The following is a 13,888-nucleotide window of genomic DNA, read 5'->3' as shown; positions in this document are numbered from 1 at the left end:
TATAATCAGCAGGTTCTATTTCAATAGAAGCATTTTTTTAGTTTGAGTGAATCCCCCAGCCCGCAACTGGTAGTAATACACTCCGCTGGACAGACTGATAGCCTGTCCTACGTTGAACTCAACTTCATACGTGCCTGGCTGCTGCGGTTCGTTTACGAGTGTTGCAACTTCGTTGCCAAGTATATCATACACAAGGAGCCTCACCCCCAACCCCTCTCCAAAGGAGAGGGGAGTTGAAGGAATTGTATATTTTATTTTTGTTGTTGGGTTAAATGGATTCGGGTAGTTCTGCTCAAGTGAAAATTCTGTTGGGGAATTTATTTCAACTTCAACTGTATTTGAGTATTCAAACGTTCCATCAAAGTCAATTTGTTTTAATCTATATTGATATTTTCCTGCAGAGAGATTTTCATCAACAAAAGTATAACTCTTAGGTTCGGTGGTAGTACCAAACCCTGGAATAAAACCGATGACCTGCCAATCCGTTTGACCATTGACGTTTGACATTTGACCCCTCTGCATTTCAAACCCGCTGTTTTGTCTCCGTTGCTGTTTGCCAGTTAAGCGAAACGGAGTTTTGCTCTACAGTGGCTGTGAAGGTTGTCAGTTCGACGGGAACTATGTCGGAGGCAATTCTTAATAAAACTACCTGCTGAGCATGATCAGAAACCGGTAATATTGGTTGCATACCTGTAACAACATAATCTCCATTACTAGCTTGGATAACCGAAAAAAGGGTTGTGTTTATTGACGAAAGAATGTTTGATTTTACATAACTATGAACTTCCTGAGTCCATAGTATGTCGCCAAATTCATTTGTTCTTATGATCCATCCAAAAGCGGCACCTTCATCAACAATGGCTGAGCCGCATATAATAAATCCGCCATCAGAGGTTTGTTGAACTGAGTAACCGATATCGTAATCATTGGCGTAATCATAAGTTTTTTCCCATTCTACATTGCCGAGTGAATCGGTTTTTATTAACCAAACGTTTCCTGTGTAACCACCAGTGTGCTCGGAAAATCGTCCAGTCAATATATACCCCCCATCTTGAGTTTGGGTCGCGTATAATAATATATCCCCCAGATCCTCTCCATAGAATTTAGTCCAAAGAGAATCCCCATTCGAATCAAGTTTAATTAACCAGCCATCATATGAATTGATTGGATTGTGACTAGCAATGATATAACCATTATCAGAGGTTACTTCAATACTCCAGGCAATTTCATCGGCGCTTGTACCATAGGTTTTCTCCCAAATAAAATTTCCGATAGTGTCAAGCTTAATTATCCAAATATCTGGATGATCAGGCTGCATATTCTTTCCTCCTGCTAATACATAGCCATCATCCGCTAAAGCTAAACTCCAACAGATATCATCATTACCTTCCCCGAATGTTCTGGTCCATAGTGTATCGCCATCCGAGTCAGTTTTTATTAAGTAGTAGTCTAAACCGCCGACACCGGAAGAATTTGTTGCTCCGCCAATTATAAAACCTCCATCATCTGTCTGTTTTATAGAATAGGCATAGTCATCCTCGCTACCTCCGTAAGTTTTATTCCAAAGGATATCCCCATCGGCGTCAGTTTTAATTAGCCAAACATCAAACCCCCCCGCACCATAAGAGCCAGTATAACCGGCTATTATAATACTGCCATCGCTTAGCTCAATAACAGTTCTACCAAAATCATCTGCCGTGTTTAAGCCAAAATTCTTCTTCCATAAAATGTCTTGGGCATCAATTGAAACAAGATTAGTAATTATCAGAGTTATAATTATAAGTGTTATGTTTTTCATTTTCTTCTCCTTTAAGGCAAGTTATGAGTGACACAAGATGTACTGTCTTTTGTACCTACTCTCCAGTTATTGTTTGAATACAATACAGCAGTGCTGTCTGTGTAATATTCTGCAACTGGACAGTTTATTCCTTGAGGATGATAATCTGCCGGGCTATAAAATGTATTATTCTTTATCCAGGCAGTGGTGGGGGTCGTTAAAGCATCTGCCCAGTCTATTCGGAATGTTGGTTTGCTTGGGTCTAATGAACCTATTTTACAATTTTCAATCTTCGTTGAGAAATGCCCAACTCTTGGGTGATCATCTTGTGTGATACCTATTCCTTTGCCGCCAATTACGGTACTATTTGTTACTTGCACAAGCGGTTTCTCTAACAAATATGGGATTGAATCCTGATCATAATATATCGAATCCCAACCACCTTCTATCCCGGATTTTTTTGGCTCTACCGTGTTTATATTTACTAATCTGAATGTAGCCTGCCCAGTCTTCCAAACACGAATTGAATCTTCACCATAAGGAACCCAATATGAACTATCCGGATCAGGATTCTTGAACATATGAACGCCATCACCTTGACTTTCAGCATCGGGAAAATCCATCCCTGTGTGGTAGATTATTGTAGTATCTACTGTAATTCTGTAACCAGCTATCTGCATTCCATCCCAGCCTGAATTCATTATGTATGATCTCCTAAACGTTGCATCATCGCCAAACAGCTTTACTCCGCAAGGTGATTTAATTAATATAGAGGAGGTATCAGAGGTATCCTCTCTTGCCGCCCATCCGCAATTAACTATCGAATCATTGTAAGCGTAAAAGTAACTCGATGCTGCGTCCACTCTTATCCCAAATCCTCTGAATTTTCTGATCTGTATATCTTTGATTGTAATGTTATCAGCATTCTCAAGATCAAACCCCTTAATGCTCCATAGGTAAGGGTCATCATCAAAGGGGTTTGATTGCCCTTGCAGTATTGTCTTGGTTTTTCCCTTATCAATGAAAGATAAGCCGCTAAGGTTGCTGATAAAAATACTATCAACAACAAAAGTTGAATCAATGAGATTGTAAATTGTGTTCGAAGCCAAACTATCAATCATATCCTGAAGCGAGTAAGCATTACTCCAGCTTGAGCTAGAGTGATCGCCTGTGCCATAGGGTGTTACATATTTAGCAACATTGGAGGGGGGGGTACACTGTTGTTATCTCCAAATAAATTGGAATTCGTGTTATTATAATTAGCAGCAATAAAACAATAAACTGCCGCAGAGAAAAGAACTGAACGAACAACAAATATTTTCATCAGAACCTCCTGAAATATTAATTAAAGAATATGAAATAAGTTATTTACCTCACCTGATAAAATTTTCGAAAGCATATTACAAATAGAAAAGAAGAAAGTCAATAACCTGAATGCGTGAAAACAAAAAGATGACATCCCGATAGTTGGATGTCATCTTTAAGAAATAAATCAGCGGAGTAAAATCATCTTCTTAGTTTCAACAAAACCACCCACCCCGCTTACGGGGTAAACTCTTAATTGGTAGTAGTAAACTCCGCTTGACAGGCTGATAGCCTGTCCTACGTTAAACTCAACTTCGTAAGTGCCGGACTGCTGTGGTTCGTTTACGAGTGTGGCTACTTCGTTGCCAAGTACGTCATACACAAGAAGCCTCACCCCCAACCCCTCTCCAAAGGAGAGGGGAGTTGAAGGAATTGTATATTTTATTTTTGTTGTTGGGTTAAATGGATTCGGATAATTCTGCTCGAGCATAAATCCTTCGACAATTTTTTCATCTTTAACTGCTCCAACTGGTATGACATGCTTCTTTCCAAATAGATTTATATATCCATTCGCACTATCTTCCCATATTGTGTAAAGCCGTTCTCCTAAACTTTCAAACCCAACATTGCCAACTGAAGATATTGGTTTCTTTTTTTTGGTGAAAACCAATGAATCGTAGTTCTCTTGTCCGTAATTAAAATAATTCGATCGAATATAGTCTGAATCGTTTCTTGTTAAACGGTAAGTGAAGTCTCCGTAAATATAAAAACCATTTGGCTTTTTTAATGTAATAACGCTTATATAATCGGATTGCAGATTTGAGATTTCTCCTAAAGCAGGTTCTTGCAGCGGGATCAACTGATTATTTGTTGGCCAGGATTCCATGTTGTATGCTGTCCTACCCTCCCCAAAATCTGCTTCAATAAAAAACTGTGGGAAAAAATCGTCTATAAAACTGATGTGATAAATTTTACCGCTATCGAGAACAGTTGTTATAAATCCCCAATTATCGTCAAAAGAATTTCGTTCGCGATATACCACTTGAGTTTGCCCGAGAGTATTGTTAAGAATCGAGGCTACTGTAATGGCACCATCATCACTCATGTAAAAAGCTGCGGGCGAAGAGAATGCGCCTAAAATATTTTTTTGAAAGACAAGAGATGTTTTTACAGAGTCGTTAATAATTTCCGCAAGATAAATCGAACTATCTCTTTGAAATAATATTGCCGGCAAAAACTGTGTGATAAAATAATTTGAATAAATATTGACTAAAGTTATTTCGGCTTCATCCTCGGGTGATTCGGTAATAAGTATATCATCGCTCCAAATATTATCATTGAATGTTCGTGTAGCAATATCCCAACTGTCATTTTGATAAGTGAAATAGTAGATACGAATTTCATTCCAATCAGACCAATGACCGATGGGATTAGAATTCTGCGAAGCAGCAGGTTGAAATTCCTGTTGTAAAGTAAATTCATCATTATCGTTATTGTAATTCCCGACAAAAATTAAGCTGGAATCACCACGATGCACTTCTGCTAAAAAAGCCTTTCCAGAAATAAAATCTGGGCTTTTGATGAATGACGGATTAATACAATCAAAATTAAAATTTGTTATTTGAACTGTTTGACTTACCTGGGCAGGGGTAGTTGAAACGAATAACACTAAAAGAACTATGAGAAGTATCTTTTTCATATAAACCTCAACTATTAAGTTATTAACACTCAAAACTTCCTCAATTATTTTGAGAATGTCAATAATAATTTTGGGGATAGGTTTAATGAGAAGGAAGCGGTTCTACGTTCAGATTAATTCTTTTTCAATCTTTCAAGGTTATTCTCTGCAATTGAATGAGCATTACCGTAGTCTCTCATTTCGAGCAGACTTTCGTACTGCTCAATTGCTGTTTCTTTTTTGCCAAGCGTATCATTTATTTGCGCCTGATACATAACAGAGTAAACAAGAAAGCCGGATTCTTCATCAGTATCAATTTGTCGAGAAAGCTCTTCACACTTTTTAAAATAAACCATCGCAGAATCATAATTAGCAGTGACACGATTTTGATATGCGATGTAGTAGGCTGCTTCCCTAATTGCTTTAGGAGAATTGTAACCGGGCAAATCCATCTCAGCTTTATTCCAAACACTTCTGAAAATCGAATCAGCTTGAACGTAATTTCCTTTTTTTGCTGCCACCCTCCCGTACCATCTTTCAAAGACAGGATTGTCCGGGAAATCAGATGTAAGCAGCTTTGCGTAATCTTCGGCTTTGTATGGATTTTTTTCGTAGGTGTAGTAAAGAGTCATCAGGAAATAACGCGCTTCGTACTTTGCATACTTACCATTTGCCGCTGTGCTGGTAAGCTGTTCAATTCCTTTCTCCTTATCACCATCAGGAAAGAAAATCATAAGTGGTTTTATCAATGGATATTCATTAGGGATTACAGACGCATAGTAATTATAAATTCCGAAACCGAGTTGAACATCAAGATTATTTGGATCGAGTTTGTAAGCGTGCTCAACTATCGGAAGCGCTTCTCTGCCGTCATCAGCGGCTTTTATCCAGCTTTCGCGGTAGGCTCGCAATCTTCCGCGAAAACCGATTGCTCCCCCTTTGAAGAAAAGTGCATCAACATCATCGGGATTTTTATCAAGTAATTCGTCACATTGATAAATCACATCTTCAAGTTTTTGGAAGAATATATCATCATAGGATTCGTTATCAGGATTAATCAGAATTTTCCACCAATCAACCATCGCGAGGAAAAATCTTCCTGCAGGTTTATCGGGATAATCTGCAATTAGACTTCTGAATGTTTTTTCAGCCTCAATAAATTTAATATTATAAATTTGTTTGACCCCGGTTGTTACAACAGAATCATACTTTTGAGCTTGAAGCGAGATAGAGAAAACAAATAAAATCCAGATGAAGATTTTTTTCATTATCTATTCTGAATAAAGTTTGTTGACTAAATAATTTGAAAGTTGATCTGCGGCAATTCTTATTTGTTCCATCGAATCTCTCTCTCGAATTGTCACAGTATTATCCTGCAGAGTTTGAGTGTCAACAGTGATGCAATATGGAGTACCGGCTTCATCCTGACGGCGGTATCTTCTGCCAACTGCGCCTTTGTCGTCATAAAATACTTTAAAATTCCTTCGCAAATCTTTTTCAATATTGCGTGCGATTTCAGGCATCCCATCCTTGTTTACCAAAGGAAGAATTGCTGCTTTGATTGGCGCAAGTTTAGGATGAAATTTTAATACAGATCGAACTTCGCCGTTTACTTCTTCTTCATAGTATGCATCAACAAGAAAAGCCATGAATGATCTGCTTGCACCTGCCGAAGTTTCAATAATGAAAGGAATAAATTTTTCTTTTGCTTCTTCATCAAAATATTTTAACGACTTGCCGGAGAATTGTTCGTGCTGTGTTAAATCAAAATTTGTTCTGTTATGAATGCCTTCAATTTCGCCCCACCCAAAGGGGAATTCGTATTCGATATCAGTGGCTTCTTTAGCATAGTGTGCAAGCTTATTTGCAGGGTGATCGTGATAGCGAAGTTTAGTTGGAGTCATTCCGAGTGATTTGAACCATTCAAGTCTTTCAGCTTTCCAATAGTCATACCATTTTTTATCATCGGATGGTTTAACGAAGAACTGCATTTCCATTTGTTCAAACTCGCGTGTGCGGAACAGAAAATTCTTCGTGTTAATTTCGTTTCGGAATGCTTTTCCAATCTGTGCGATACCGAATGGAAGTTTTTGACGCGCAGCACTTTGAACATTCAAGAAGTTCACAAAAATTCCCTGAGCAGTTTCCGGGCGCAAATAAACTACGGCGCTGCTGTCTTCAACAGGTCCAATAAAAGTTTTGAACATCAAATTGAATTTGCGTGCTTCAGTAAAAGTATTTTTGTTTCCGCATTGTGGACAGTTCAATTCGGCAAGTAAAAGTTTGCCGAGTTGATCATTTTCGAGAATGGTATCAAAAAGAGTTTCCTTTTCAGCAGTTGAAATAACTTTTTCATAGAGTGCGGTTAAATCGGAATTAGTATTTATAACTTCTTTCAATCCATCAAGAGCCTTTTGTTTTTTCTTATCAGCAAGTGAATCAGCAAGCACATCAACACGAAATCTTGCTTTACATTGCTTGCAATCAATCATCGGGTCGGTAAAGTTAGCCACGTGACCGGAGGCTTCCCACACGCGGGGATGCATCAAAATTGAAGCGTCAAGTCCTTCGATGTTTTCGCGGTAAGTCATAAACTTCCACCATTCTTCTTTTACATTTTTCAAAAGTTCAACACCAAGAGGACCGTAATCCCAACAGCCGTTCAAGCCGCCGTAAACTTCGCTTGATTGAAATACAAATCCCCTCCTTTTTGAAAGTGAGACTATTTTATCTAAAGTATCATTCGGTTTATTCTTTTTCTTTTCGATGGCTAATGCTCCTTAAAATGAGTATTGAAAATTTGGTGACAAATATAGCAAACAGCTTCGATAATCAGAAGGAGATTTACTTTCTATTAACCCCTAAAAATTTTCCCTTTTGTTGATTTAATTTCTATCTTTGAAATAAAAATTTCGAAAGAATATGTTTAAAAATTTACTGCCTAAAGAAGAAAAGTATTTCGAAGACTTTAAGGAAATGATCACTTTCATCGAAGAGATGGCTTCACACACACATAATCTATTTTCGTTTAGTCACATCGAAAAGGATAATTATCTAAAACTAAAACCGCTTGAACACCGCTGCGACGAAATTACTTCACGCATAACAAAGAGATTGAATAAAACTTTTATTACTCCATTTGACAGAGAAGATATTCTCGCGCTTGTAAAACGTTTGGATGACATAAGCGATATGCTCTTAGGCGCCTGTGCAAGGGTTGAAACTTTTAACATTACTGAAAAGATTAACCATGCAGATAAGCTGGCCTCAATCGTTCACAAACAAGTCACCGAACTCGGTAAGGCAATTCAGGATTTAAAAGTAAAAAGTTTAAATGAACTAAAGACGGTTAAAGACCTCGAAACAGAAGCTGATCATGTTTATCAACAAGCCATTAAAGAGTTATTCCATACTGAAACCGACGCAATCAGTTTGATCAAACAGAAAGAGATACTTGATCTGCTCGAACGAACTTCCGACAGATGTCAATCAACTGCAAACGTTATTCTCGCTATCTTTTTAAAGAACAATTAGTATGGAGTTTGTTTATTTTATTATAATCCTCGCACTCGTTTTTGATTTTTATAATGGAATGAACGATGCGGCAAACTCAATTGCGACAGTTGTTTCTACAAGGGTATTAACACCAATCCAAGCTGTTATCTGGGCAGCACTTTTTACTTTTTTGGCTGCTTTTGTTTTTGGTGTGAGTGTTGCAACAACAATTGGTAAAGGAATTGTTGACGTAAATATTGTAGATAATTACGTTGTATTTGCCGGTGTTGTTGGCGCAATAATTACTACAGCAACTGCGACACATCTTGGATTTCCAATTAGTGTCTCGCATGCAATAATCGGCGGCTACGGCGGGGCAGGAATTTTAAAAGCGGGCATCGGTGCTATTATTGTTTCAGGTTATACCAAAGTGGTTTTATTCATTTTTCTTGCACCTTTAATTGGGTTATTCATTGCTTATTTCTTTTCAATAGTCACATTATGGATGGTTCGAAATCAAGCACCAAGAAAAGTTGATAAACATTTTAGGAAACTTCAACTTGTTTCCGCTGCAGTGTACAGCTTGAGTCATGGTTCGAATGATGCTCAAAAAACAATTGGTATAATTTCAGTCTTACTTTTTGCAAACGGAATTCTTGGAGATACTTTTTATGTTCCGACGTGGACGATATTTGCAAGTTATACGGTAATTGCTCTTGGAACATTACTAGGTGGTTGGAAAGTAATCAACACACTTGGAATGCGAATTACAAAGCTTACCCCGTTTGGTGGATTCAGTGCTGAAACTTCAGCAGGGTTAACTATTATTTTGCGACAATTCTTGGAATTCCGGTCAGTACAACTCACACAATTACCGGAGCAATTATTGGAGTTGGATCTGTTAAAAGTGTTTCAGCAGTCAGGTGGGGAGTAGCTAAAAATATTTTGTGGGCGTGGATTCTTACTATTCCTCTCTCGGCTGGTTTCGCTATGCTTACTTATTTTATTTCGACAAATTTTAAGTATTGGTTTTAATCTGTCTATAACATCCGGACTATATTTTTAAGTTCAACATCAATAAAATCATTAATCTTTTTATGATTTGAATTTAGCCTGTCGTACTTCTTCTTTATTCCGTAGAGTAAAATTTTTGATTGAACCAAATAACTCATAAGATTCAGCCGGCTTTCTTCACAATTATCATTCAACTTTAGCGCACGAACATGGGATTTTATTGTTTCCACATCTCCCCTATCAATAGGCCCGGAAATTGATTCAGCGGCAGAATGTTTAATAATATTTCTTAAGGTTGCTTCTGCGATTGGTTTAAGAATCTTAGCAGATTGTTTTTTTAATTTTGCCGGGAAAATATTTTCAGCAGAAAGAAAATTTGCCGAAAGAAAATTTGCAGCAAAGACTCCTCCCAAATGATAAAGCATTTTATCACTGGCAGAAAGGATTATCGCCGTCAGTTTTAATGATTTTGCAAAGTGGATTAATTCATTTTGTAACGAAATATTACTGCATTCAATTGCTGTAAAAGTATTTAATATTTCAGTTTGTTTTTTAGATGGGAAAGTTTGCATCAAGTGAAAAGAAGCAGTTTGTGCACCTTTTATTTTCAGACTGCTTAATTCTTCGCTCGTTTTTGCTCCCGAAGTATGAATAAAAATAATTTTTTCAAACTGCAATTTTAATTTTGAAATTTTGATTGCAACTTTTTTAATCTGATCATCCGGTACACAAATGAAAACTAAATTACACACACTTGAAAGGTTAGATATTTTGTTGGAATAATTTTTTGCAGAAACTTTGACCGCAAGAGTTCGTGCTGATTGCAGGCTGCGGCTAATTATGCTTTCAATTCTAAAATTATTCTTCAATAAGGCTGGTGCAAATGAAAATGCAAACTTGCCTGCACCAATAATCCCTATTTTTCTTTTTTCTATTTTCAATCAGTCACCATAAATTACCGCGGATAAGTACCCGACCACTTCAGATTTATCTCCGGTTTCATCACCGGAATCACTTCGATGAAGCACAATAGAATTTTTATAGCCTTTCATAGAGGCAGCCTTCATTAATGAAACTATCGGACCGCCGCCGCAGGCTTCACATTTCTTCTCATCAAGAGCAGTTTGCAATCCATCATAATTAAACTGATTAATATTTTCTTCGACAACACTGTCAAGTCTATTGGCTTCTTCTGCCGAATAGAAATGGGACATATCCGAGCTTGCAACTATTATCGTTTTTTCATCCACCACCTTTGCAAGTTGTTCAGCTAACTCATCAACAAATATTTTGGATTGATCACCAATCACAATTGGAATAATAGAAAAATCACTGAGAACCGATTGTAGAAATGGTATTTGCACTTCGAGCGCATGCTCAAGTTTATGTCCGTTCTCACCAAAAAAAATATTTTTACTCCCTTCTACAATTACACGCGACATTACTTTATTAACCTCAACAATTCCGAGTGGAGTTGAATAAGCATCTCCAGCATAAATACAACATCCGGGGAAATATTCACGATGAGAGGGTGAAATGATTATGACATTCTCAATAAATTTGTCGCTTAGTATATTATAAGCATAAGCAGCTGTAAGACCGCTATACTGATAACCGGCGTGTGGTGAAACAATTCCAAATATTTTATTTGTAGAAATTTTAGATACTACTTGAGATAAATACTTATTAATTTGCGATAGAAGTTTTATCGGATCGCCGGGGTAAAAATATCCGGCTACTGCCGCTGGTCTTATTTTCATTTTTTGCTCCGTTCATTGTACGGGCACAGATTGAAGACTGTGCTACGAGTTTTTATTTTCACTGAATACTAATGCTGTAAATGTTTTTAATTTTAATTGCCGCTCTCTCCAAGTGTTTGGATGCAATCCAGCTTTTTCACAAAGCGCACTTAAGAATTGTTCTTTATTCATACTGTGTTCTATTGGAACTTGCGGAAGTAAAACTGCCGAATTTATTTCGTCGAGGATCAATCCGTCTCTTCCAATTTCAATATCATTGTATGAATTTATCGAATGAGGAATGGATAACACCGATATTTCAATTTCAATTTCGTCAAGTTCACTTTTGCGAAGTGGTGGAAACCTTGGATCGTGTATAGCAGCATGAACTGCCATCTCGCAAACGGTTTGGAATAGTGGCTGCTCGGCAATGATATTGCCTATACAACCTCTTAATCTTTTTCCTTTTGTTAATGTAACAAATGCCCCCGTATTAATTTTAAGATTTGGATATTTAGTATAATCAATTTGCGGTGGGGTTGAGTTGTCGTACACTGCATTAATAGAAAATCGTGCTGCTGAAAGCAATATTTTTTTCTTCATCAGTCAAGTTCATTTCATCCTCGCTATAATTTACTCAGATAAAAAACATCAAGACTATTTTTACCTTTTAATAAAAATAAATAATTATCTTTGATAAAAAATGAATCCAAAAGCATCGTTTTCGAATAATCAGCTAAAGTAGTTTCATAATTAATTTCACCTGTGGTTAAATTAATCATTTTAAAATTATTGGTAAAAAGATTACCCTTTTCCAAAACATTATAACTGATTAATAGGTTTTCATTAACCGTAATAAATTCAATATTACCAGCAACAGGTTCGCTATTTAAAAGTTCATTTAACTTTTTATCATTAATTAATGAATCGCTTTCGTTTGCAAACCACTTTTGAGGGAATTTATACGAGTCATAATTTAATTCATTTTCAGTCAATAGTTTTTTTCTTCAATATCATCTTTTTCAATAAGAAGATTATCATCGGATTCACCGCTCAATAGATTTACAGAAAAATATTCACTGGATTCAAAGAACTGCCTCTTACAAAATATTTTTTCATCACTAATAAAAGAGAAATAATAATCTTCATTGCGCCATAATTCCCGTTGCGAAGGAATATCAAGAGCGATTATTCCTCTATGCGTCGGCATATCAGGTTTTTCGTATTTGTGAAAATAAATTATGTCGTTATGAATGGCTTCAATACCTATCCAGTATTTTTCATCTAACTGGTAATCAGAAAATATTTTTCGTCCATCGTTCAAATGAAAGCAGGAGAAAAAAACTTGCTTATCGGGTGTTCTCTCTTCAATTGCAATTTTATCGCTTGTAGTTGGAATGATCCGCCAGATTTGTTTATTGTTACTATAGCTGTATAGTTTTAGAAGTTTCATTAATCAAAATAATTTTTTCACATTTTGTCAATAAAAATTTTAGTGGTTACAAAGGTTGAAATTTTGCAGTAAAATGACGAAGCATGGGCGCTTCATAAATTATTTTATAACCATGAAGTTTGCTTCGGTTTTTAAATACTTCAATTATAATTTCTGTCAGATAATCAATATGGCTTTGTGTATAAACCCTGCGTGGAATTGCTAATCGCACAAGTTCCATCATTGCAGGAATCAATTTTTTATTCTCGTCATATTTTCCAAACATCACACTGCCGATTTCTACTGCACGAACCCCACCTTCCAGATACAACTCACAAACTATTGATTGCCCCGGATATTGATCTGCCGGAATATCGGGTAAAAATCTTTTTGCATCAATATAAATCGCATGTCCGCCAGGAGGTTCGATAATTGGAACTCCGGCATTTACAAGCTTTTCACCGAGATATTCTACACTGCGAATTCGATATTCAAGATAATGCTCGTCGAGGATTTCTTCAAGACCCTGCGCAACTGCTTCGAGATCTCTGCCAGCTAATCCGCCGTAAGTTGGAAACCCCTCGGTAACAATTAAAAGATTGCGGCATTTCATGGATAACTCTTCATCATTCATAGCAAGGAAACCGCCGATGTTTACGAGCGCATCCTTTTTAGCGCTCATCGTAACACCATCGGCATAAGAAAATATTTCCTGTGCAATTTCTAATGGAGTTTTATTTTCGTATCCTTTTTCTCGTTTCTTGATGAACCAGGCATTCTCGGCAAATCTGCACGCATCAATAAAAAGCGGGATGTCATATTTTTTGCAGACTTGCTTTGTCTCACGGATATTCTGCATTGAAACAGGCTGCCCGCCGCCGGAATTATTTGTAATAGTTATCATACAAAGAGGAATATTTTCTGCCCCAACCTTTTGAATAAATAACTCAAGTTTTTTAACATCCATATTCCCTTTGAAGTCTGCACGCATTTCAGGATGTTTCCCCACCTCGTTTAACAGATCAACGGCTTCGGCGCCGGAGAATTCTATGTTTGCTCTTGTAGTATCAAAATGTGTGTTGTTCGGGATGTATTTCCCTTTTCCTCCAACTATCGAGAAAAGAATTTTCTCGGCTGCTCTTCCTTGATGAGTCGGAATAATAAAGTTCATTCCGGTTATTTTTTTAACTGCAGCCTCAAATCTGTAAAAACTCTTTGAACCGGCATAAGATTCGTCACCATCCATTATTCCCGCCCATTGTTTTGCGCTCATGGCGGAAGTTCCGCTGTCGGTCAGCAGATCAATTAAAATATTTTCGGCGTGAAGCATAAAAGGATTGGAACCTGCTTCTTTTAATAGCACTTCTCTTTCGCTGCGATTGGTAAATTTTATCGGTTCGACAGATTTAATTTTGAATGGTTCAATGATTGTCTTCGTTTTCATTATG

General features: G+C 37.0%; 14 protein-coding genes and 1 pseudogene. 2 read left to right on the top strand and 13 right to left on the bottom strand.

Annotated elements, in window-relative coordinates:
• Window positions 1–15: 15 nt before the first annotated feature.
• From IPH11_14800 to IPH11_14770, 7 genes are all read right to left on the bottom strand, one after another.
• Entirely contained in the window at window positions 16–522 is a 507-nt protein-coding gene (locus IPH11_14800; protein MBK6914851.1) for a T9SS type A sorting domain-containing protein, read from the bottom strand.
• 1 nt (window position 523) lies between these two features.
• Window positions 524–1,798, bottom strand: a complete 1,275-nt coding sequence (locus IPH11_14795; GenBank protein ID MBK6914850.1) for a PQQ-like beta-propeller repeat protein — start codon at window positions 1,796–1,798, stop codon at window positions 524–526.
• A gap of 11 nt (window positions 1,799–1,809) precedes the next feature.
• Window positions 1,810–2,898, bottom strand: coding sequence for a hypothetical protein (locus IPH11_14790; GenBank protein ID MBK6914849.1), 1,089 nt, complete (start codon window positions 2,896–2,898; stop codon window positions 1,810–1,812).
• Between the two features lie 62 nt (window positions 2,899–2,960).
• Entirely contained in the window at window positions 2,961–3,101 is a 141-nt protein-coding gene (locus tag IPH11_14785) for a hypothetical protein (protein MBK6914848.1), read from the bottom strand.
• Window positions 3,102–3,269: 168 nt separating this feature from the next.
• Window positions 3,270–4,781, bottom strand: coding sequence for a hypothetical protein (locus IPH11_14780; protein MBK6914847.1), 1,512 nt, complete (start codon window positions 4,779–4,781; stop codon window positions 3,270–3,272).
• Between the two features lie 113 nt (window positions 4,782–4,894).
• Entirely contained in the window at window positions 4,895–6,028 is a 1,134-nt protein-coding gene (locus tag IPH11_14775) for a hypothetical protein (protein MBK6914846.1), read from the bottom strand.
• A 3-nt stretch (window positions 6,029–6,031) separates the two neighbouring features.
• Complete coding sequence (locus IPH11_14770; GenBank protein ID MBK6914845.1) at window positions 6,032–7,528, bottom strand: glycine--tRNA ligase; 1,497 nt, start codon at window positions 7,526–7,528, stop codon at window positions 6,032–6,034.
• A gap of 154 nt (window positions 7,529–7,682) precedes the next feature.
• Here IPH11_14770 and IPH11_14765 point away from each other — a divergent pair, with 154 nt between their 5' ends.
• On the top strand, window positions 7,683–8,294 hold the full coding sequence (locus IPH11_14765; GenBank protein MBK6914844.1) for a DUF47 family protein: 612 nt from the start codon (window positions 7,683–7,685) through the stop codon (window positions 8,292–8,294).
• 1 nt (window position 8,295) lies between these two features.
• Window positions 8,296–9,290 (top strand): annotated as a pseudogene (locus tag IPH11_14760) (inorganic phosphate transporter).
• Between the two features lie 5 nt (window positions 9,291–9,295).
• Here the strand turns inward: IPH11_14760 and IPH11_14755 are convergent.
• From IPH11_14755 to IPH11_14730, 6 genes are read right to left on the bottom strand one after another with little or no spacing between them, the layout of a single operon-like run.
• A complete protein-coding gene (locus IPH11_14755; GenBank protein MBK6914843.1) occupies window positions 9,296–10,210 on the bottom strand; it encodes a DUF2520 domain-containing protein in 915 nt (304 codons plus the stop codon).
• Entirely contained in the window at window positions 10,211–11,029 is an 819-nt protein-coding gene (amrB, locus tag IPH11_14750; protein ID MBK6914842.1) for an AmmeMemoRadiSam system protein B, read from the bottom strand.
• 42 nt (window positions 11,030–11,071) lie between these two features.
• The gene (gene amrA, locus IPH11_14745; GenBank protein MBK6914841.1) at window positions 11,072–11,611 is read right to left on the bottom strand and encodes an AmmeMemoRadiSam system protein A; all 540 of its coding nucleotides are present in this window, start codon (window positions 11,609–11,611) and stop codon (window positions 11,072–11,074) included.
• A 23-nt stretch (window positions 11,612–11,634) separates the two neighbouring features.
• Window positions 11,635–12,003 carry a hypothetical protein gene (locus IPH11_14740; protein ID MBK6914840.1) on the bottom strand — a complete coding sequence of 123 codons (369 nt, stop codon included), beginning with the start codon at window positions 12,001–12,003 and terminating at the stop codon, window positions 11,635–11,637.
• Complete coding sequence (locus IPH11_14735; protein ID MBK6914839.1) at window positions 12,000–12,461, bottom strand: DUF4905 domain-containing protein; 462 nt, start codon at window positions 12,459–12,461, stop codon at window positions 12,000–12,002. Before IPH11_14735 ends, IPH11_14740 begins: the two co-directional genes overlap by 4 nt.
• A gap of 46 nt (window positions 12,462–12,507) precedes the next feature.
• On the bottom strand, window positions 12,508–13,884 hold the full coding sequence (locus IPH11_14730; protein ID MBK6914838.1) for a tryptophanase: 1,377 nt from the start codon (window positions 13,882–13,884) through the stop codon (window positions 12,508–12,510).
• Between the last annotated feature and the right edge of the window lie 4 nt (window positions 13,885–13,888).

It is taken from the genome of Ignavibacteriales bacterium (assembly GCA_016709155.1).
In the GTDB taxonomy this organism is placed as follows: Bacteria; Bacteroidota; Ignavibacteria; order Ignavibacteriales; family Ignavibacteriaceae; genus JADJEI01.
This window is presented reverse-complemented; position numbering and strand designations above follow the sequence as displayed.

Coding starts and splice junctions, on each gene's coding strand:
- IPH11_14800 (MBK6914851.1), bottom strand. CDS start 522: ATGCAGAGGGGTCAAATGTCAAACGTCAATGGTCAAACGGATTGGCAG.
- amrB (MBK6914842.1), bottom strand. CDS start 11,029: ATGAAAATAAGACCAGCGGCAGTAGCCGGATATTTTTACCCCGGCGAT.
- IPH11_14775 (MBK6914846.1), bottom strand. CDS start 6,028: ATGAAAAAAATCTTCATCTGGATTTTATTTGTTTTCTCTATCTCGCTT.
- IPH11_14765 (MBK6914844.1), top strand. CDS start 7,683: ATGTTTAAAAATTTACTGCCTAAAGAAGAAAAGTATTTCGAAGACTTT.
- IPH11_14735 (MBK6914839.1), bottom strand. CDS start 12,461: ATGAAACTTCTAAAACTATACAGCTATAGTAACAATAAACAAATCTGG.
- IPH11_14730 (MBK6914838.1), bottom strand. CDS start 13,884: ATGAAAACGAAGACAATCATTGAACCATTCAAAATTAAATCTGTCGAA.
- IPH11_14795 (MBK6914850.1), bottom strand. CDS start 1,798: ATGAAAAACATAACACTTATAATTATAACTCTGATAATTACTAATCTT.
- IPH11_14790 (MBK6914849.1), bottom strand. CDS start 2,898: ATGATTGATAGTTTGGCTTCGAACACAATTTACAATCTCATTGATTCA.
- IPH11_14780 (MBK6914847.1), bottom strand. CDS start 4,781: ATGAAAAAGATACTTCTCATAGTTCTTTTAGTGTTATTCGTTTCAACT.
- amrA (MBK6914841.1), bottom strand. CDS start 11,611: ATGAAGAAAAAAATATTGCTTTCAGCAGCACGATTTTCTATTAATGCA.
- IPH11_14785 (MBK6914848.1), bottom strand. CDS start 3,101: ATGAAAATATTTGTTGTTCGTTCAGTTCTTTTCTCTGCGGCAGTTTAT.